The sequence below is a fragment of the Escherichia coli DSM 30083 = JCM 1649 = ATCC 11775 genome, assembly GCF_003697165.2.
Classification (GTDB): Bacteria; Pseudomonadota; Gammaproteobacteria; order Enterobacterales; family Enterobacteriaceae; genus Escherichia; species Escherichia coli.
In genome coordinates, this window is record NZ_CP033092.2 from 761,104 (window position 1) to 780,046 (window position 18,943).

Annotated in this window: 16 protein-coding genes and 1 pseudogene; 12 read left to right on the forward strand and 5 right to left on the reverse strand. The window is 52.2% G+C overall.

The features are described 5' to 3' along the window. Genes EAS44_RS04515 through lptG form a run of 6 tightly spaced genes read left to right on the forward strand, consistent with a single transcriptional unit; the run spans nucleotide 1 to nucleotide 5,727 of the window. A complete protein-coding gene (locus EAS44_RS04515) occupies nucleotides 1-759 on the forward strand; it encodes a hypothetical protein (RefSeq protein WP_001445422.1) in 759 nt (252 codons plus the stop codon). A 45-nt stretch (nucleotides 760-804) separates the two neighbouring features. Beyond that, on the forward strand, nucleotides 805-2,154 hold the full coding sequence (locus tag EAS44_RS04520; RefSeq protein ID WP_000257922.1) for a lipopolysaccharide biosynthesis protein: 1,350 nt from the start codon (nucleotides 805-807) through the stop codon (nucleotides 2,152-2,154). Further along, entirely contained in the window at nucleotides 2,154-2,990 is an 837-nt protein-coding gene (locus tag EAS44_RS04525; protein ID WP_000984967.1) for a hypothetical protein, read from the forward strand. The genes EAS44_RS04520 and EAS44_RS04525 overlap by 1 nt, the downstream gene beginning before the upstream one ends. After that, nucleotides 2,990-3,550 (forward strand): YtfJ family protein, encoded by a 561-nt coding sequence (locus tag EAS44_RS04530; protein WP_001141149.1) that lies wholly within the window; start codon nucleotides 2,990-2,992, stop codon nucleotides 3,548-3,550. The genes EAS44_RS04525 and EAS44_RS04530 overlap by 1 nt, the downstream gene beginning before the upstream one ends. Nucleotides 3,551-3,580: 30 nt before the next feature. After that, nucleotides 3,581-4,651: an LPS export ABC transporter permease LptF gene (lptF, locus tag EAS44_RS04535; protein ID WP_000779629.1), complete on the forward strand. Its 1,071-nt coding sequence runs from the start codon at nucleotides 3,581-3,583 to the stop codon at nucleotides 4,649-4,651. Beyond that, the gene (gene lptG / locus EAS44_RS04540) at nucleotides 4,648-5,727 is read left to right on the forward strand and encodes an LPS export ABC transporter permease LptG (protein ID WP_001331686.1); all 1,080 of its coding nucleotides are present in this window, start codon (nucleotides 4,648-4,650) and stop codon (nucleotides 5,725-5,727) included. The genes lptF and lptG overlap by 4 nt, the downstream gene beginning before the upstream one ends. A gap of 34 nt (nucleotides 5,728-5,761) precedes the next feature. On the opposite strand, the gene spt is transcribed toward lptG, so the two are convergent. The 4 genes and pseudogenes from spt to EAS44_RS04560 all read right to left on the reverse strand — a co-directional run bounded on the left by spt (nucleotide 5,762) and on the right by EAS44_RS04560 (nucleotide 9,816). Beyond that, nucleotides 5,762-6,934: a serine palmitoyltransferase gene (gene spt, locus EAS44_RS04545; RefSeq protein WP_000524959.1), complete on the reverse strand. Its 1,173-nt coding sequence runs from the start codon at nucleotides 6,932-6,934 to the stop codon at nucleotides 5,762-5,764. Then, nucleotides 6,934-7,182: an acyl carrier protein gene (locus tag EAS44_RS04550; protein WP_000248098.1), complete on the reverse strand. Its 249-nt coding sequence runs from the start codon at nucleotides 7,180-7,182 to the stop codon at nucleotides 6,934-6,936. The genes spt and EAS44_RS04550 overlap by 1 nt, the downstream gene beginning before the upstream one ends. Nucleotides 7,183-7,213: 31 nt before the next feature. Then, nucleotides 7,214-8,128 carry an NAD-dependent epimerase/dehydratase family protein gene (locus tag EAS44_RS04555; protein WP_001077159.1) on the reverse strand — a complete coding sequence of 305 codons (915 nt, stop codon included), beginning with the start codon at nucleotides 8,126-8,128 and terminating at the stop codon, nucleotides 7,214-7,216. Continuing rightward, nucleotides 8,125-9,816 (reverse strand): annotated as a pseudogene (locus tag EAS44_RS04560) (fatty acyl-AMP ligase). The gene EAS44_RS04555 and the pseudogene EAS44_RS04560 overlap by 4 nt, the downstream one beginning before the upstream one ends. A 403-nt stretch (nucleotides 9,817-10,219) precedes the next feature. Between EAS44_RS04560 and yghO the strand changes: the two are divergent. After that, the gene (yghO, locus tag EAS44_RS04565) at nucleotides 10,220-11,362 is read left to right on the forward strand and encodes a protein YghO (RefSeq protein ID WP_001331688.1); all 1,143 of its coding nucleotides are present in this window, start codon (nucleotides 10,220-10,222) and stop codon (nucleotides 11,360-11,362) included. 6 nt (nucleotides 11,363-11,368) lie between these two features. Here the strand turns inward: yghO and glcC are convergent, their stop codons facing one another. Continuing rightward, nucleotides 11,369-12,133, reverse strand: a complete 765-nt coding sequence (gene glcC, locus EAS44_RS04570) for a transcriptional regulator GlcC (RefSeq protein WP_001314155.1) — start codon at nucleotides 12,131-12,133, stop codon at nucleotides 11,369-11,371. 250 nt (nucleotides 12,134-12,383) lie between these two features. Here glcC and glcD point away from each other — a divergent pair, with 250 nt between their 5' ends. The 5 genes from glcD to glcB are packed head-to-tail and all read left to right on the forward strand — an operon-like array spanning nucleotide 12,384 to nucleotide 18,771. Next, on the forward strand, nucleotides 12,384-13,883 hold the full coding sequence (gene glcD / locus EAS44_RS04575; RefSeq protein ID WP_000026154.1) for a glycolate oxidase subunit GlcD: 1,500 nt from the start codon (nucleotides 12,384-12,386) through the stop codon (nucleotides 13,881-13,883). Continuing rightward, on the forward strand, nucleotides 13,883-14,935 hold the full coding sequence (gene glcE / locus EAS44_RS04580; RefSeq protein ID WP_000943075.1) for a glycolate oxidase subunit GlcE: 1,053 nt from the start codon (nucleotides 13,883-13,885) through the stop codon (nucleotides 14,933-14,935). The genes glcD and glcE overlap by 1 nt, the downstream gene beginning before the upstream one ends. Nucleotides 14,936-14,945: 10 nt before the next feature. Next, the gene (gene glcF / locus EAS44_RS04585) at nucleotides 14,946-16,169 is read left to right on the forward strand and encodes a glycolate oxidase subunit GlcF (RefSeq protein WP_001194819.1); all 1,224 of its coding nucleotides are present in this window, start codon (nucleotides 14,946-14,948) and stop codon (nucleotides 16,167-16,169) included. A gap of 4 nt (nucleotides 16,170-16,173) precedes the next feature. Continuing rightward, on the forward strand, nucleotides 16,174-16,578 hold the full coding sequence (glcG, locus tag EAS44_RS04590) for a GlcG family protein (RefSeq protein ID WP_000853256.1): 405 nt from the start codon (nucleotides 16,174-16,176) through the stop codon (nucleotides 16,576-16,578). Between the two features lie 21 nt (nucleotides 16,579-16,599). Further along, nucleotides 16,600-18,771: a malate synthase G gene (glcB, locus tag EAS44_RS04595; protein ID WP_000084099.1), complete on the forward strand. Its 2,172-nt coding sequence runs from the start codon at nucleotides 16,600-16,602 to the stop codon at nucleotides 18,769-18,771. Nucleotides 18,772-18,943 lie beyond the last annotated feature (172 nt).

The window sequence follows — 18,943 nt, forward strand, 5'->3', positions numbered from 1 at the left end:
ATGGATGCACTACAAACACAAACTGTTAAGAGTACAACCGCGCCGCAGCCCAACTACATTCCGGGGCTGATTGCGGTGGTCGGGTGTGATGGCACCGGTAAATCCACACTGACAAATGACCTGGTGAAATCGCTGCAACAACACTGGCAAACCGAGCGGCGCTATCTGGGGCTGCTCTCCGGCGAAGACGGCGACAAAATCAAACGATTGCCGTTGGTTGGTGTCTGGCTCGAACGGCGACTGGCGGCCAAATCCTCGAAAACCCAAAGCATGAAAACCAAATCTCCGGCGCTATGGGCGGCGGTGATTATGTACTGCTTCTCGCTGCGAAGAATGGCGAATCTGCGCAAGGTTCAGCGACTGGCGCAAAGTGGCGTTCTGGTGGTCAGCGATCGCTTCCCGCAGGCTGAAATTTCGGGCTTTTATTATGACGGACCGGGGATTGGCGTCGAACGTGCGACCGGGAAAATCAGCAGGTTTCTGGCGCAGCGTGAACGGCGTTTATACCAAAAAATGGCGCAATACCGTCCTGAATTAATCATTCGCTTGGGGATTGATATTGATACTGCCATCTCCCGCAAGCCTGACCATGACTATGCCGAGCTGCAGGACAAAATCGGTGTTATGTCGACGATTGGCTATAACGGCACAAAAATTCTTGAGATTGATTCCAGAGCGCCTTACAGCGAGGTGCTGGAACAGGCACAGAAGGCGGTTTCTCTGGTTGCCATCGTTTCTGACCGCCGAAGTTTAACTTAAGGCTGGCGGGATACTTTTTACTATCAACGATAAGGTCAGGCTGAATTGGCGGTTTTTAACATCAAACATTGGTTTGCAGATGGCGCGTTTCGCACCATTATTCGCAATAGCGCCTGGTTAGGCTCCAGTAATGTTGTGAGCGCTTTGCTGGGGCTGTTGGCGCTCTCGTGTGCCGGTAAAGGGATGACGCCCGCCATGTTTGGCGTACTGGTAATTGTGCAATCGTACGCCAAGTCGATCAGCGATTTTATTAAGTTTCAGACATGGCAGCTGGTAGTTCAGTACGGAACGCCAGCTTTGACCAACAATGATCCGCAGCAATTTCGCAATGTTGTCTCATTTTCCTTCTCGCTGGATATCGTCAGCGGCGCGGTGGCGATTGTCGGCGGCATTGCCTTACTGCCATTCCTTTCCCATTCATTAGGTCTGGATGACCAAAGCTTTTGGCTGGCGGCGCTCTATTGCACGCTCATTCCTTCAATGGCTTCCTCCACGCCGACCGGCATTCTGCGTGCGGTAGATCGCTTTGATTTGATTGCTGTACAGCAGGCGACGAAACCTTTTCTGCGCGCAGCGGGGAGCGTCGTAGCCTGGTATTTTGACTTTGGTTTTGCGGGTTTTGTTATTGCCTGGTACGTGTCGAATCTGGTTGGCGGCACCATGTACTGGTGGTTTGCCGCGCGCGAATTACGCCGCAGAAATATCCATAACGCCTTCAAATTGAATCTGTTTGAGTCTGCCCGACACATTAAAGGCGCGTGGAGTTTTGTCTGGTCAACCAACATTGCCCACTCCATCTGGTCGGCGCGTAACTCGTGCAGCACAGTGTTGGTGGGGATCGTGTTAGGACCCGCTGCCGCCGGGTTATTTAAAATCGCCATGACATTCTTCGATGCCGCCGGAACGCCAGCGGGTTTACTGGGCAAAAGTTTTTATCCAGAGGTGATGCGTTTAGATCCACGCACCACCAGACCGTGGTTGTTAGGCGTGAAGTCCGGTTTACTGGCGGGCGGAATCGGTATTCTGGTGGCGCTCGCGGTGTTGATCGTCGGCAAGCCGCTCATTTCGCTGGTGTTTGGCGTTAAGTATCTCGAAGCGTATGACCTGATTCAGGTGATGCTGGGCGCAATTGTGATTTCGATGCTGGGCTTCCCACAGGAGTCATTGCTATTGATGGCGGGAAAACAGCGCGCTTTTCTCGTGGCGCAAACCATCGCCTCAATCGGCTACATCGTATTGCTGTTCATGTTCTGTCATCTGTTTGGCGTGCTGGGGGCTGCATTTGCTTACTTCGGTGGGCAATGTCTGGATGTGGTGCTCTCGCTAATTCCGACCTTAAAGGCATTTTTTCAGCGCCATTCCTTGCTTTATAACTCAACCGGAGAGAAATCCTGATGATGAGAAAATATTTCCCGCTTGAGGCGAGCGAGCGTCTATTTGTTGCGATTGAAGAAGATGATGTTGTTGATGCACAGGTCAGTTTGCCGCCGACTATCGCACTAAGTTGTACCACCGAAATCATCCATGATAATTACGCGTTATGCCTGAAATTCTGGCTGGATGGTGTTAATCGTCAGGAGTTACTGCGTTTAATCCGCAAACAGGCGAAAGGCGATGAGCTGACGACAGACGAGCGCAAACAGTTTAAATACATGCGAGCGCGCTACAAGCATCTGCGTTTTGCGCAACGGCTGTATTTAAAGAAGCATCAGGCCGGATTTTTATTCGGCAAAACGACCGTTTTTCTTGGGCATTTTCAGGATGGCTTTCGTAACGGTAAGAAAAATATTGTGTCGTTTTACGGTAACCTGTTACGTGTTTATTTGAGCTCCCCTGTCTGGTGGCTGGTGAACTATTCATTGCGCCATGGCCAGTTAGAAACCGTGAACGGTTTTATCGCCTACCGCCAGAAGCAAATGTACATCCTGAAAGAGATTATTGCTAAACCGCAACTAACTGGCAGGGAATTTCATGATGTGCGAAAAATCATCAGCCAGCAGGTTTCTTATTACGACACCTTAAGATCGCTTGATCCTGAAAATAAAGAGGCGTTACTGATTTCCCGTTTTCTCGCCGCCATTAATGGTCTGATGGGGGATAAGCACGACGACATGGTGGCGGATGATATGGATAACCGTCGGTCATATGATGCACCGGTGGCGCTGGATAGCGATATTCGCCAGCGTTTAGAACTGCTTATTTCGCGTTTCCCACTCTATCCGGAGCAATAATGCCATCTCGTTGGATTGTCGCTCTGATCATCGCACTCTTAGCGCCAGGCGCGGCGGCACACAATTTCGTCACTGGCAAAACGGTTACTCCTGTTTATATCCAGGAAGGCGGCGAGCTGCTTCTGAATAGCGACGACGAAATTCACTACCAAAAGTGGAACAGCACACAATTGACGGGAAAAGTCCGCATTATTCAGTATATCGCCGGACGTAAGTCTGCGAAGAAAAAGAACTCACTGTTAATTAAAGCGGTTGAAGCGGCAAACTTTTCGCAGGATCGTTTTCAGCCCACCACTATTGTGAACACCGATGATGCCATCTTTGGTACTGGCTATTTTGTCGTTGGCAAAATCGAAAAAAATAAACGCCGCTATCCGTGGGCGCAATTCGTTATTGACGGCAATGGTCTGGGACGCGTTGCCTGGCAATTGCCGGAGCAGAGTTCAACCATTCTGGTATTGAATAAAGCCGGGCGAATTCAGTGGGCAAAGGACGGCAGCCTGACACCGGAAGAGGTAGATCATGTCATTGCGCTGGCGCAGAAACTGATCAATGAATAAAAAATTCAAAGGATTGAGGGCGTTAGCGAGATGAAGCTGGTTGAACACTACATCATGCGTGGTACGCGCCGTCTGGTGCTGATTATCGTCGGTTTTCTGATCTTTATTTTCGCCAGCTACTCCGCACAGCGTTATCTGACCGAAGCGGCAAATGGGACATTAGCTCTTGATGTTGTGCTGGATATCGTTTTCTACAAAGTGCTGATTGCACTGGAGATGCTGTTACCTGTTGGACTGTATGCGTCAGTTGGCGTGACGCTAGGGCAAATGTATACCGACTCGGAAATTACCGCTATCTCCGCGGCGGGGGGCAGTCCGGGACGTTTGTACAAAGCCGTCCTTTATCTGGCGATACCGCTAAGTATTTTTGTCACCCTTCTGTCGATGTATGGTCGTCCCTGGGCTTATGCGCAGATTTATCAACTGGAGCAACAATCGCAGTCGGAGCTGGATGTTCGTCAGTTGCGGGCAAAGAAATTTAACACTAACGATAACGGACGAATGATCCTTTCGCAGACGGTTGATCAGGATAATAATCGCCTGACTGACGCGCTGATTTATACTTCTACTGCCAATCGAACCCGCATTTTCCGCGCCCGTTCGGTTGATGTGGTTGACCCATCACCCGAGAAACCGACCGTTATGTTGCATAACGGTACCGCCTATCTTCTCGATCATCAGGGGCGTGACGACAACGAACAGATCTACCGTAATCTGCAATTGCATCTCAATCCGCTGGATCAAAGCCCTAACGTCAAACGCAAAGCAAAATCGGTCACGGAGCTGGCACGCTCCGTCTTTCCAGCCGATCATGCCGAACTGCAATGGCGACAAAGCCGTGGCCTGACAGCATTGTTGATGGCGCTGCTGGCCATTTCATTAAGTCGGGTAAAACCGCGGCAGGGGCGATTTTCAACGCTACTGCCACTGACGTTGCTGTTTGTTGCCATTTTTTATGGCGGCGACGTCTGTCGTACGCTGGTGGCTAACGGCGCGATTCCCCTCATTCCTGGTTTGTGGTTAGTGCCCGGACTCATGCTAATGGGCCTGTTGATGCTGGTCGCACGCGACTTCTCCTTGCTGCAGAAATTTCCCCGATGAATGTTTTCAGTCGCTATTTAATCCGTCACCTCTTTCTCGGTTTTGCCGCCGCCGCAGGGCTATTGCTGCCGCTTTTTACCACCTTCAACCTGATTAACGAACTGGATGATGTCAGTCCGGGCGGTTATCGCTGGACTCAGGCAGTGCTGGTGGTGCTGATGACCTTACCGCGCACACTGGTCGAACTTTCGCCGTTTATCGCGTTATTGGGGGGGATTGTTGGTCTCGGGCAGTTATCGAAAAACAGTGAGCTTACCGCCATTCGCAGCACGGGGTTTTCTATCTTCCGCATTGCACTGGTGGCGCTGGTTGCAGGGATACTGTGGACTGTTTCGTTAGGCGCGATTGATGAGTGGGTGGCGTCACCATTGCAGCAACAGGCGCTGCAAATCAAATCGACTGCCACCGCGTTGGGGGAGGACAATGACATTATCGGCAATATGCTTTGGGCCAGGCGCGGTAATGAATTTGTGACGGTGAAATCGCTGAACGAGCAGGGCCAGCCGGTGGGCGTGGAGATTTTTCATTACCGCGACGATCTCTCGCTCGAATCCTACATTTATGCGCGCAGTGCCACCATTGAAGACGATAAAACGTGGATCCTGCATGGTGTGAATTATAAAAAATGGTTGAATGGCAAAGAAACGCTGGAAACATTAGATAATCTTGCCTGGCAATCGGCCTTCACCAGTATGAATCTTGAAGAGTTATCGATGCCGGGGAATACTTTTTCTGTCCGTCAGCTTAATCATTACATCCATTATTTGCAGGATACCGGGCAACCCAGCAGCGAATACCACCTTGCACTGTGGGAAAAACTGGGGCAACCGATCTTGACTCTGGCGATGATTTTGCTGGCTGTGCCGTTTACCTTTAGTGTCCCGCGCTCGCCAGGGATGGGTAGCCGTCTCGCTGTAGGCGTCATCGTTGGTTTACTCACCTGGATCAGCTATCAAATCATGGTCAATCTGGGATTGCTATTTGCGTTGAGCGCACCTGTTACCGCGCTCGGTTTACCGGTAGCGTTTGTGCTGGTGGCGTTGAGCCTGGTGTATTGGTATGACAGACAACATTAAACCCGCCGTGGCGCAACACCACGGCGGGTTCACATTACTGCTTCTGAGTAGCAAATGCCTGAATGATGGCATCGATTTGCTCACGACTGTGGGCAGCGTTTACGCTACAGCGCAGCAGCGTGATGCCAGCAGGCGCGGCAGGTGGCAGGATAAGATTCACATAAACGCCCAGCGAAATAAGCTTGCGCCAGATGCGTAAACCTTCCTCTTTCGAACCGATTATTACTGGCACTACCGGGCTAATATGTGAACTTAACTCGTAACCCAGTTTTTGCAGACCATCATACAGATGGTTGGCGTTATCCATCAGCTTTTGGCGCAGCTCTGGTTGTGAGGCAATGGTTCTTAACGACGAGCGCACGGTCGCAATGCAGGACGGAGAAGGAGAGGCGGTAAAAATATACGGGCGGCTGCCGTAGCGCAGCACTTCCATCGCTTCCGAACCGACAGCAAAACCGCCAATCGAGGCCAGACTTTTACTGAAGGTGCCAACGATAATATCCACGTCGTCTTCAACGCCGACAGCTTCGGCCAGTCCGCGCCCCGTAGCGCCTAACACGCCAAACGAATGTGCTTCATCGACAATTAAATATCCGCCGAGACGACGTTTGATATCAACAATTTCTGCCAGCGGCGCAACGTCACCGAGCATACTGTAGATGCCTTCAACGATAATAATCGCCTCTTTCGCCCGTTCACCGAGGCGGACCATGCGCCGTTCCAGATCGTTGACGTCATTATGGCGGAAACGAATAATCTCCGCGCCGCCGAGAGAACAGGCGTCATAAATACTGGCGTGGCTGTCGGCATCCAGTAACACCACGGCGTTATGGTCGGCAAGTGTGCTGATGACGCCTAAATTAGCGGTATAACCGGTTGAAAAAACGATAGCGGTAGGGCGATTGAAAAACTCGGCAATCTCTTTCTCTAACGCCAGATGCGGCGCATAACTGCCGTTTGCCATACGAGAACCGGTGGTGCCGGTGCCTTGGGCCGCTAACGCTGCCTGACCTTCGCGGATAGCATCATGATTAAAGGTTAAACCGAGATAATTATTGGTCCCGGCCAGAATCACTTTTTTATTGCCGATCCGGCCTTCGGTGGCGGAATACACTTCATCAATACAGGTGCCAAATGGTGTTAACCCGTTGTCACTAAATTGCAGGCGCTCGCCAGCAAGGCGCGCATATTTATCGTATAGCCCCATTAGTTATTCTCCAGCCATGGAAGTAGAGTTTCCATTAATTGCGCAGGGGTTTTGACATCCAGCAGAATATTAATAGGAATGGAAATATCGAATCTGTCTTCCAGCATCATTAAGAGATCCATCACTTTGATCGACTCCAGGCCAAGATCGTTGACGAGATCGCTGTCGGGCTTAATTTCCACACCGTTTTCGACCAAATCCTGTAAACAGGAAAGGATGTAATCCATTACTATTTCACGATTTACCATAGAAACGTTAACACACCTTTAAACAAGACAATCAAAATAGCCCGTTGCGTAATGCGTGTTCCAGGCTAATCCCGGGAAACCAATTAATATCTTCAGAAATACGGTTATTACTTGCCGACCAGTCGGCATGGGTTAATTCACGGATTTTCGAACGAGTCAGCATCGGTTCTTTACCCGCCAGACGGTTCAACGCGGTACTGATATCCGCAAGGCAGGTGAGTAGCGGCTGAGGAATACCGACCATCCGCACGGAACCACAGCGGACATCGGCAACAAGCTGTTGGACACGTTGCCAGTCATAGCCTCCGGCGACGCCATCGCATAATTCATAGGTTTGCGTCTGTACAGTTTCGGCGCTTAACCACTGACTCACTGCTTGCGCAAAATCGGTGACGTGAAGAAAAGAGAGCTGTGTCTCTGGCGTGCCAAGTCGTGGCAGCAGACCGCGCAGCATCCAGTCAAACAGCGGTTTTAACTCTTTATCGCCGGGACCATACACGGCTGTCGGGCGAAAAACGCCCAACGTAATTTCGTCAGCCATTGCAGTCAGCCGTTGTTCAGCGACGTGTTTGGAATTTGCGTACCAGGAGAGTTCGGGATGGCGCGCCGCCAGCGAAGAGATAAACAGAAAACGTTGGCAAAAGCCGCTCTCTTTTGCCGCTTGCATCAGGCGCAGGCTGCCGTCAACGTTGCAGCGGGTAAAAATCTCTTCTTTGTGCCCGCGCACTTGCCCGGCGCAATGGACCACCGCGCTGGCTCCGGCAACCAGTTCGCTAAGCGAATGTGTATCTTCCAGCGAACCGCGCACCCAAGTGAGATTATCATTGACGTGAGCGCGGGCAGTACGCGTCAATGCGCGAACATGAAAGCCGCGGGCGAGCAGGTTATCAATAATATATTTACCGATAAACCCGGTAGCGCCCGTCACCGCGACAGTTTGATTCATGCCAGGGATTCCTGCACATGAAGACTGGCAGCATAAGCCTTCTGATAACGTTTTTTCGCTTCCGCACGGGCAGGCTTGCCGGAGGATGTTCGGGGAATACTGTGGGGCGGCAACAGATCGATATCCGCGGTAACGCCAAATTCGCTTTGGATCCGAGCTGCCAGCGCGTGGATAAGCTGCCCGCGACGTTCTTCGTCGCTGATCCGACACTGGATCTGCAAAATGATTTTTTCCTGGGCGGTAACAAAAGCAATCGCATCGCCAGAATGAATTTCCGGCTCCTGTTCCGCAATGTATTCAATATCCTGCGGCCAGATATTACGGCCACGAATAATAATCAGATCTTTAATGCGTCCGGTGACATACAGATAACCGTCCAGCAGATAACCAAGGTCGCCGGTGTCTAACCAGCCCGTCGCGGCAATCTCGTCTTGCGAAACCTGGTCGCCAAAGTACCCGCTCATCAGGCTGGGGCCGGAGATGCAAATATGGCCTACCACACGTTCCGCGACAGGTATATCTGCTTCATTGCGGATTTCAATGCCATGTTCCGGCAACGCTTTACCGCAGTTGACGAAAGTCGATACGGCGCGTGTTTCAGCACCCGGCGCGACGGCTTTACCCTGGTATTCGAGGATGTCGCGATCCACTTCGTTAACCACAACCCCGCAGGCTTCATCAGAGAAGCTGACAGCCAGCGCATTTTCTGCCAGTCCGTAGCACGGCATGAAAGTTTTATCGTCAAAGTTAACCTGACGGAAACATTCAGCGAATTGATGGAGTTGTTCTGCGGATATGGGTTCTGCGCCAATACCAGCGACGCGCCAGCAGGAAAGATCCAGTTCAGCGAGATCTTTTTCATTCACGCGGCGCTGGCACAATTCATAGCCAAACGGCGGTGCAACGGAAACGGTGCCACGATTTTTACTGATCAATTTAAGCCATTGCAGAGGACGCATGGCAAAATCCTGAGTGCGCAAATAATCTACTGAAAGCTGCGTGGCGACGGGGGTCAGGAGAAAGCCGACCAGTCCCATATCATGGTAGAAAGGCAGCCAGGAGACGCAGCGGTCGCCAGGGCGTAATTTAATCCCATCGTGGCTTATAGCACGTAGATTAGCCATCACTTCGTGATGGGTGATAATGACGCCACGGGGAAAACGGGTGCTGCCGGAGGTGTACTGGAGGTAGGCGATATCGTTTGGAACTGGACGCTGGAGCACAACATCGGCTTCCGGTAATGCCTTAAACCAGGCGTGGCTTAAAACATGTAATTCGGGGTTGTTGTTATGCGTCGCGGCATTGACCAGTGGCAACCACTCATCACCAGTGATAATGGCTGCGGGCTGGCAACTTGCCAGTAAACCCTGCAGTTTGGCGCTCTAGGAATCCCGCTGACCTACGCCCATTGGAATCGCCAACGGGACGGCGACTAAGCCGGCATACTGGCAGGCAAAAAAAGCCTCTACAAACCCGCTACTCGTTTCGGCAATCAGCGCCACGCGATCGCCTTTTTTCAGGTTCAGCGATAACAACCTTTTCGCACCAGCTTCGGCACGCGCTTTTAACGTCTGATATTCCAGTTGATCTTCAAGTTGGCAACGTCTGTCATAAAAATTCATTCCGGCGCTACTCAGAGCGGCGTAGTCCAAAGCATCAACCAGCGTTGGAAAATCGGCATAGCGCATAGGTAGGGAATGCGTAAAGATTTTATTAGACATATACACCACGAAAAAATTGGATATCAAAAATAAAATGACAATAATGCGGTGGATTATATAGGCATAAAAGATAAATGAGATAGTATTTTCATCGGTGTGAAAATGAACATTGATTTAAATAATAAGTTTGGCTTTTTTGTTTTTATTGTGAATGATATTTAATTTGTGAATATATTAAGAAGGAGCCTTGTCCGGTCGCCTTAAATCGACAAGAGGCATTGTGGCGCTTCTGTGTAGTCTTTGACCTTATCGTAATCATTAATAAATACTATTTATTCTTTGTTTGTATTCATTGGGTTGATTATTAAGATGCCGTTCGTTGCTGTTGCAACCTGTTTTTCACCGTTAATTATTTGTTATCCACAGAGATATGGAATGCGATCTGCTGATGATTAAAATTGAAAAAGTAATTAATAAAAAAGACCTTAAGGCATTTATCGCTTTTCCGTCATCACTTTATCCCGATGATCCAAACTGGATACCCCCTTTATTCATTGAACGCAGCGAGCATTTGTCTGCGAAGAATCCGGGGACGGACCATATCATCTGGCAGGCGTGGGTAGCAAAAAAAGCCGGGCAGATAGTCGGGCGGATTACCGCGCAAATCGATACCTTGCACCGTGAGCGTTACGGTGAAGATACCGGTCATTTCGGCATGATTGACTCCATTGATGATCCGCAGGTTTTTGCCGCGTTGTTTGGTACAGCGGAAGCGTGGTTGAAGTCACAAGGTGCAAGTAAGATCAGCGGGCCTTTCAGCCTGAATATCAATCAGGAAAGCGGATTACTGATTGAAGGTTTTGACACTCCGCCCTGTGCGATGATGCCACACGGCAAACCGTGGTATGCCGCGCATATTGAACAACTGGGTTATCACAAAGGCATTGATTTACTGGCGTGGTGGATGCAGCGAACCGATCTCACTTTCTCTCCGGCGCTAAAAAAACTGATGGATCAGGTGCGCAAAAAAGTGACCATTCGCTGCATCAATCGCCAGCGGTTTGCCGAAGATATGCAGATCCTGCGTGAGATTTTCAATTCTGGCTGGCAGCACAACTGGGGATTTGTGCCGTTTACCGAACATGAATTCGCGACCATGGGCGATCAACTTAAATATCTGGTGCCGGACGATATGATCTACATCGCTGAGATTGATTCTGCACCCTGCGCGTTTATTGTTGGCTTGCCGAACATCAACGAGGCGATTGTCGATCTGAACGGATCGCTCTTTCCCTTCGGCTGGGCAAAATTGCTGTGGCGTTTGAAAGTCAGCGGTGTGCGAACTGCGCGAGTGCCGCTGATGGGCGTGCGGGACGAGTATCAGTTCAGCCGCATCGGCCCGGTGATTGCGCTGTTATTGATTGAAGCCTTACACGATCCGTTTGCCCGCCGGAAGATCGATGCGCTGGAAATGTCATGGATCCTCGAAACCAATACAGGCATGAATAACATGCTGGAACGCATTGGGGCGGAGCCGTACAAGCGTTACCGATTGTATGAAAAGCAGATTTGATGGCAGTCACCCCTGCTTCATCTCCAGCGGCACCGCCGAGCGAATCAAATGGTGGCCTTCCAGCTCGATATCGTGGAGATTCTTTTTCACGGTCCGCACATGATCGCGTGCTGCGCGCTGGGCAACGTGCGGCAGCCGCTGCAACACCGCGTTGTAGATCCGCGCATGCTGGCGATCGATCTGCTTTTTTTGCTGTGGTCGATGGTAGAGATTATTTACGCTGGCAAACACCGAATTAAACATCAGGTCGGTCAATGATTGCAGCGTAAACACCAGCACCTGATTGTGAGAAGCCTGACAAATGGCGAGATGGAAAGCGTGATCCAACTGCGCATGTTCGATCAGCGAAATCTCTTTGTTGTTCTCACTGGCGGCGAGCATTTTTTCATAACAGCGGGTTATCACAACAAAATCAGCCTGGGTTCCCAGCGTTGCCGCCAGCCTTGCCGATTCGCCCTCCAGTAATGCGCGAACGTCGAGCAGATCGTACAGCGTTCGCGGCTGCGTACTGAACAGATGGATCAGCGGGCTGGCGTCCTGCACCCGATTAAGCCGTGCGACACGAGAATCGCGACCCTGCGCCGTTTCAATAATCCCGCGCCCGCGCAGCACGGTCAGCCCTTCACGCAGTGCGGAGCGTGAGAAGCCGAGCTTTTCACACAGCCGACGTTCCGAGGGAAGCGGCTGACCGACCTTCAACACGCCGTCGATAATTAACCGTTCGATACTCTCTGCAACCACTTCGCAAATAGGGCGACGTTCATCTTTCATTCCCGGACCTCGTGCACAGGTAGGACCAATTTTTCTGTTCTTAACTCGCAAAACACGCACATCACGTAAGTGATTATGTTACATCAATTTAACATTAAGTTAGCCAAAGCAAGGTCACAGAGCTGGAAAAAAAATGGTCTGACCGGTAGCTAAAGAGATAGACGAAAACGAAAAGCCCGCTTAATAACTGTTCACAGAAGCAGCGCGAAAAAATCAGCTGCCACACAACACAACAAAGCGAACCCTACTCATGAGCATCTTGTACGAAGAGCGTCTTGATGGCGCTTTACCCGAAGTCGACCGCACATCGGTACTGATGGCACTGCGTGAGCATGTCCCTGGACTGGAGATCCTGCATACCGATGAGGAGATCATTCCTTACGAGTGTGACGGGTTGAGCGCGTATCGCACGCGTCCATTACTGGTTGTTCTGCCTAAGCAGATGGAACAGGTGACGGCGATTCTGGCTGTCTGCCACCGCCTGCGTGTGCCGGTGGTGACCCGTGGCGCAGGCACCGGGCTTTCTGGTGGCGCGCTGCCGCTGGAAAAAGGTGTGTTGTTGGTGATGGCGCGCTTTAAAGAGATCCTCGACATTAACCCCATCGGTCGCCGCGCGCGCGTGCAGCCGGGCGTGCGTAACCTGGCGATCTCCCAGGCCGTTGCGCCGCATAATCTCTATTACGCGCCGGATCCGTCCTCACAAATCGCCTGTTCGATTGGCGGCAATGTGGCGGAAAATGCCGGTGGCGTTCACTGCCTGAAATATGGTCTAACCGTACATAACCTGCTGAAAATTGAAGTGCAAATGCTGGATGGCGAGGCGCTGACGCTGGGATCGGACGCGCTGGATTCGCCTGGTTTTGACCTGCTGGCGCTGTTTACCGGATCGGAAGGTATGCTCGGCGTGACCACCGAAGTAACGGTGAAGCTGTTGCCGAAGCCGCCCGTGGCGCGGGTTCTGTTAGCCAGCTTTGACTCGGTAGAAAAAGCCGGACTTGCGGTTGGTGACATCATCGCCAATGGCATTATCCCCGGTGGGCTGGAGATGATGGATAACCTGTCGATTCGCGCGGCGGAAGATTTTATTCATGCCGGTTATCCCGTCGATGCCGAAGCGATTTTGTTATGCGAACTGGACGGCGTGGAGTCTGACGTACAGGAAGACTGCGAGCGGGTTAACGACATCTTGTTGAACGCGGGTGCGACTGACGTCCGTCTGGCACAGGACGAAGCAGAGCGAGTACGTTTCTGGGCCGGTCGCAAAAATGCGTTCCCGGCGGTAGGACGTATCTCCCCGGATTACTACTGCATGGATGGCACCATCCCGCGCCGCGCCCTGCCAGGCGTACTGGAAGGCATTGCCCGTTTATCGCAGCAATATGATTTACGCGTTGCCAACGTCTTTCATGCCGGAGACGGCAACATGCACCCGTTAATCCTTTTCGATGCCAACGAACCCGGTGAATTTGCCCGCGCGGAAGAACTGGGCGGGAAGATCCTCGAACTCTGCGTTGAAGTTGGCGGCAGCATCAGTGGGGAACATGGCATCGGGCGCGAAAAAATCAATCAAATGTGCGCCCAGTTCAACAGCGATGAAATCACGACCTTCCATGCGGTCAAGGCGGCGTTTGACCCCGATGGTTTGCTGAACCCAGGAAAAAACATTCCCACGCTACACCGCTGTGCTGAATTTGGTGCCATGCATGTGCATCACGGTCATTTACCTTTTCCTGAACTGGAGCGTTTCTGATGCTACGCGAGTGTGATTACAGCCAGGCGCTGCTGGAGCAGGTGAATCAGGCGATTAGCGATAAAACGCCGCTGGTGATTCAGGGCAGCAATAGTAAAGCCTTTTTAGGTCGCCCTGTCACCGGGCAAACGCTGGATGTGCGTTGTCATCGCGGCATTGTTAATTACGACCCGACCGAGCTGGTGATAACCGCGCGTGCCGGAACGCCGCTGGTGGCGATTGAAGCAGCGCTGGAGAGCGCCGGGCAAATGCTCCCCTGCGAGCCGCCGCATTATGGTGAAGAAGCCACCTGGGGCGGGATGGTCGCTTGCGGGCTGGCGGGGCCGCGTCGCCCGTGGAGTGGTTCGGTCCGCGATTTTGTCCTCGGCACGCGCATTATTACCGGCACTGGAAAACATCTGCGTTTTGGTGGCGAAGTGATGAAAAACGTTGCCGGATACGATCTCTCACGGTTAATGGCCGGAAGCTACGGTTGTCTTGGCGTGCTCACTGAAATCTCGATGAAAGTGTTACCGCGACCGCGCGCCTCCCTGAGCCTGCGTCGGGAAATCAGCCTGCAAGAAGCCATGAATGAAATCGCCCAGTGGCAACTCCAGCCGCTACCCATTAGTGGCTTATGTTACTTCGACAATGCGTTGTGGATCCGCCTTGAGGGCGGCGAAGGATCGGTAAAAGCAGCGCGTGAACTGCTGGGTGGCGAAGAGGTTGCAGGTCAGTTCTGGCAGCAATTGCGTGAACAACAACTGCCGTTCTTCTCGTTACCAGGTACCTTATGGCGCATTTCATTACCCAGTGATGCGCCGATGATGGATTTACCCGGCGAGCAACTGATCGACTGGGGCGGGGCGTTACGCTGGCTGAAATCGACAGCCGATGATAATCAAATCCATCGCATCGCCCGCAACGCTGGCGGTCATGCGACCCGGTTTAGTGCCGGAGACGGTGGCTTTGCCCCGCTACCGGCACCTTTATTCCGCTATCACCAGCAGCTTAAACAGCAGCTCGATCCTTGCGGCGTGTTTAACCCCGGTCGCATGTACGCGGAACTTTGAGGAGCAGGCTATGCAAACCCGATTAACAGAAGAGATGCGGCAGAACGCGCGCGCGCTGGAAGCCGACAGCATCCTGCGCGCCTGTGTTCACTGCGGATTTTGTACCGCAACCTGCCCAACCTATCAGCTTCTGGGCGATGAACTGGACGGGCCGCGCGGGCGCATCTATCTGATTAAACAGGTGCTGGAAGGCAACGAAGTCACGCTTAAAACACAGGAGCATCTCGATCGCTGTCTCACTTGCCGCAATTGTGAAACCACCTGTCCTTCTGGTGTGCGTTATCACAATTTGCTGGATATCGGGCGTGATATTGTCGAGCAGAAAGTGAAACGCCCACTGCCGGAGCGAATGCTGCGCGAAGGATTGCGCCAGGTAGTGCCGCGTCCGGCGGTCTTCCGTGCGCTGACGCAGGTAGGGCTGGTGCTGCGACCGTTTTTACCGGAACAGGTCAGAGCAAAACTGCCTGCTGAAACCGTGAAAGCTAAACCGCGTCCACCACTGCGCCATAAGCGTCGGGTTTTAATGCTGGAAGGCTGCGCCCAGCCTACGCTTTCGCCCAACACCAACGCGGCAACTGCGCGAGTGCTGGATCGTCTGGGGATCAGCGTCATGCCAGCTAACGAAGCAGGCTGTTGTGGCGCGGTGGACTATCATCTTAATGCGCAAGAGAAAGGGTTAGCGCGGGCGCGCAATAATATTGATGCCTGGTGGCCCGCGATTGAAGCAGGTGCCGAGGCAATTTTGCAAACCGCCAGCGGTTGTGGCGCGTTTGTCAAAGAGTATGGGCAGATGCTGAAAAACGATGCGTTGTATGCCGATAAAGCGCGTCAGGTCAGTGAGCTGGCGGTCGATTTAGTCGAACTTCTGCGCGAGGAACCGCTGGAAAAACTGGCAATTCGCGGCGATAAAAAACTGGCCTTCCACTGCCCGTGTACCCTACAACATGCGCAAAAGCTGAACGGCGAAGTGGAAAAAGTGTTGCTTCGTCTTGGATTTACCTTAACGGACGTTCCCGACAGCCATCTGTGCTGCGGTTCAGCGGGAACATATGCGTTAACGCATCCCGATCTGGCACGCCAGCTGCGGGATAACAAAATGAATGCGCTGGAAAGCGGCAAACCGGAAATGATCGTCACCGCCAACATTGGTTGCCAGACGCATCTGGCGAGCGCCGGTCGTACCTCTGTGCGTCACTGGATTGAAATTGTAGAACAAGCCCTTGAAAAGGAATAACAAAATGAAAACTAAAGTCATTCTTAGCCAGCAAATGGCGAGTGCAATTATTGCCGCAGGTCAGGAAGAGGCGCAGAAAAATAACTGGTCTGTTTCCATTGCTGTTGCCGATGACGGCGGTCATCTGCTGGCGTTAAGTCGCATGGACGATTGCGCGCCGATTGCGGCTTACATCTCCCAGGAGAAAGCGCGTACCGCCGCGCTGGGGCGTCGTGAAACTAAGGGCTATGAAGAGATGGTGAACAACGGACGTACCGCGTTCGTGACTGCGCCGTTACTGACGTCGCTGGAAGGTGGCGTACCGGTTGTTGTGGATGGGCAAATTATTGGTGCCGTGGGCGTTTCTGGTTTAACCGGAGCACAGGATGCGCAGGTCGCGAAAGCGGCAGCAGCGGTGTTGGCGAAATAAGCGAAAACGAGGAGATAAACAATGAGTCAAACCATAACCCAGGGCCGTTTACGCATTGACGCCAATTTTAAACGTTTTGTGGATGAAGAAGTTTTGCCTGGCGTGGAACTGGATGCTGCCGCGTTCTGGCACAATGTTGATGAGATCGTTCACGATCTGGCGCCAGAGAATCGTCAGTTGCTGGCAGAGCGCGATCGCATTCAGGCGGCGCTTGATGAGTGGCATCGCAGCAATCCGGGGCCGGTAAAAGATAAAGCGGCCTATAAATCTTTCCTGCGTGAACTGGGCTACCTGGTGCCACAGCCTGACCACGTTACGGTGGAAACCACGGGCATCGACAGCGAAATCACCAGTCAGGCGGGGCCACAGCTGGTGGTTCCGGCGATGAACGCCCGCTACGCGCTGAACGCGGCGAACGCTCGCTGGGGCTCACTGTACGATGCGTTATACGGCAGCGACATCATCCCGCAGGAAGGGGCGATGGTCAGCGGCTACGATCCGCAGCGTGGTGAGCAGGTTATCGCCTGGGTTCGGCGTTTCCTCGATGAATCACTACCGCTGGAAAATGGCAGCTATCAGGATGTGGTGGCGTTTAAGGTGGTCGATAAACAATTACGCATCCAGTTGAAAAATGGTAAAGAAACCACGTTACGTACTCCAGCACAGTTTGTCGGTTACCGTGGCGATACTGCTGCGCCGACCTGCATTTTGCTGAAAAATAACGGCCTGCATATTGAGCTACAAATCGATGCCAACGGGCGGATTGGCAAAGACGATCCGGCGCACATCAACGATGTTATCGTCGAAGCGGCCATCAGTACCATTCTCGACTGCGAAGATTCGGTTGCGGCGGTTGATGCGGAAGATAAAATCCTGCTGTACCGCAACCTGCTGGGCCTGATGCAGGGGACTCTGCAAGAGAAAATGGAGAAGAACGGTCGGCAAATCGTGCGTAAACTGAATGACGATCGTCAGTACACTGCCGCCGATGGATCTGAAATTTCTCTGCACGGACGCTCGTTGCTGTTTATCCGCAACGTGGGTCATTTGATGACCATTCCTGTGATTTGGGACAGCGAAGGCAATGAAATCCCGGAAGGCATTCTTGATGGTGTCATGACTGGCGCGATTGCCCTCTATGATTTAAAAGTGCAGAAAAACTCGCGCACTGGCAGCGTCTATATTGTGAAACCGAAAATGCACGGTCCGCAGGAAGTGGCGTTCGCCAACAAACTGTTTTCCCGCGTTGAGACAATGCTCGGTATGGCACCGAATACCCTGAAAATGGGCATTATGGATGAAGAACGCCGGACCTCGCTGAACTTGCGTAGCTGTATCGCTCAGGCGCGCAACCGCGTGGCGTTCATCAATACCGGTTTCCTCGACCGTACCGGCGATGAAATGCATTCGGTGATGGAAGCGGGCCCGATGCTGCGTAAAAACCAGATGAAATCGACGCCGTGGATCAAAGCCTACGAACGTAATAACGTGCTTTCCGGTCTGTTCTGTGGGCTACGTGGAAAAGCGCAAATCGGTAAAGGCATGTGGGCAATGCCGGACCTGATGGCAGACATGTACAGCCAGAAGGGCGACCAATTGCGTGCCGGGGCAAACACGGCCTGGGTTCCGTCGCCAACTGCCGCTACGTTCCATGCGCTGCACTACCACCAAACCAACGTACAGAGCGTGCAAGCCAACATTGCCCAGACCGAGTTCAATGCTGAATTTGAACCGCTGCTGGACGATCTGCTGACTATTCCGGTTGCTGAAAACGCTAACTGGTCGGCGCAAGAGATCCAACAAGAGCTGGATAACAACGTGCAGGGGATTCTGGGGTACGTGGTGCGTTGGGTGGAGCAGGGGATTGGTTGTTCAAAAGTGCCGGATATTCACAACGTGGCGTTGATGGAAGACCGCGCAACGCTGCGTATTTCCAGCCAGCATATCGCCAACTGGTTACGTCACGGTATTCTGACCAAAGATCAGGTGCAGGCGTCGCTGGAGAATATGGCGAAAGTGGTTGATCAGCAAAACGCTGGCGATCCGGCTTATCGTCCAATGGTGGAGAATTTCGCTAACTCGTGTGCTTTTAAAGCTGCCTGCGATTTGATCTTCCTCGGCGTGAAACAGCCAAACGGCTATACCGAACCGTTATTACACGCATGGCGTTTACGCGAAAAAGAAAATCATTAATAGCGTCAAAAAAAGCCCCGGCAAGATTTATTGTCGGGGCTATGATAGTAACTGCGGTAGTACATTTATCCCGGAAATAACCGGAGCGATTATCAGGGGTTAACAATATTAAATACCCGTAGCGCATCACTAGCGGGATTAAAACAACAATATGGACATCTTAACGATACTC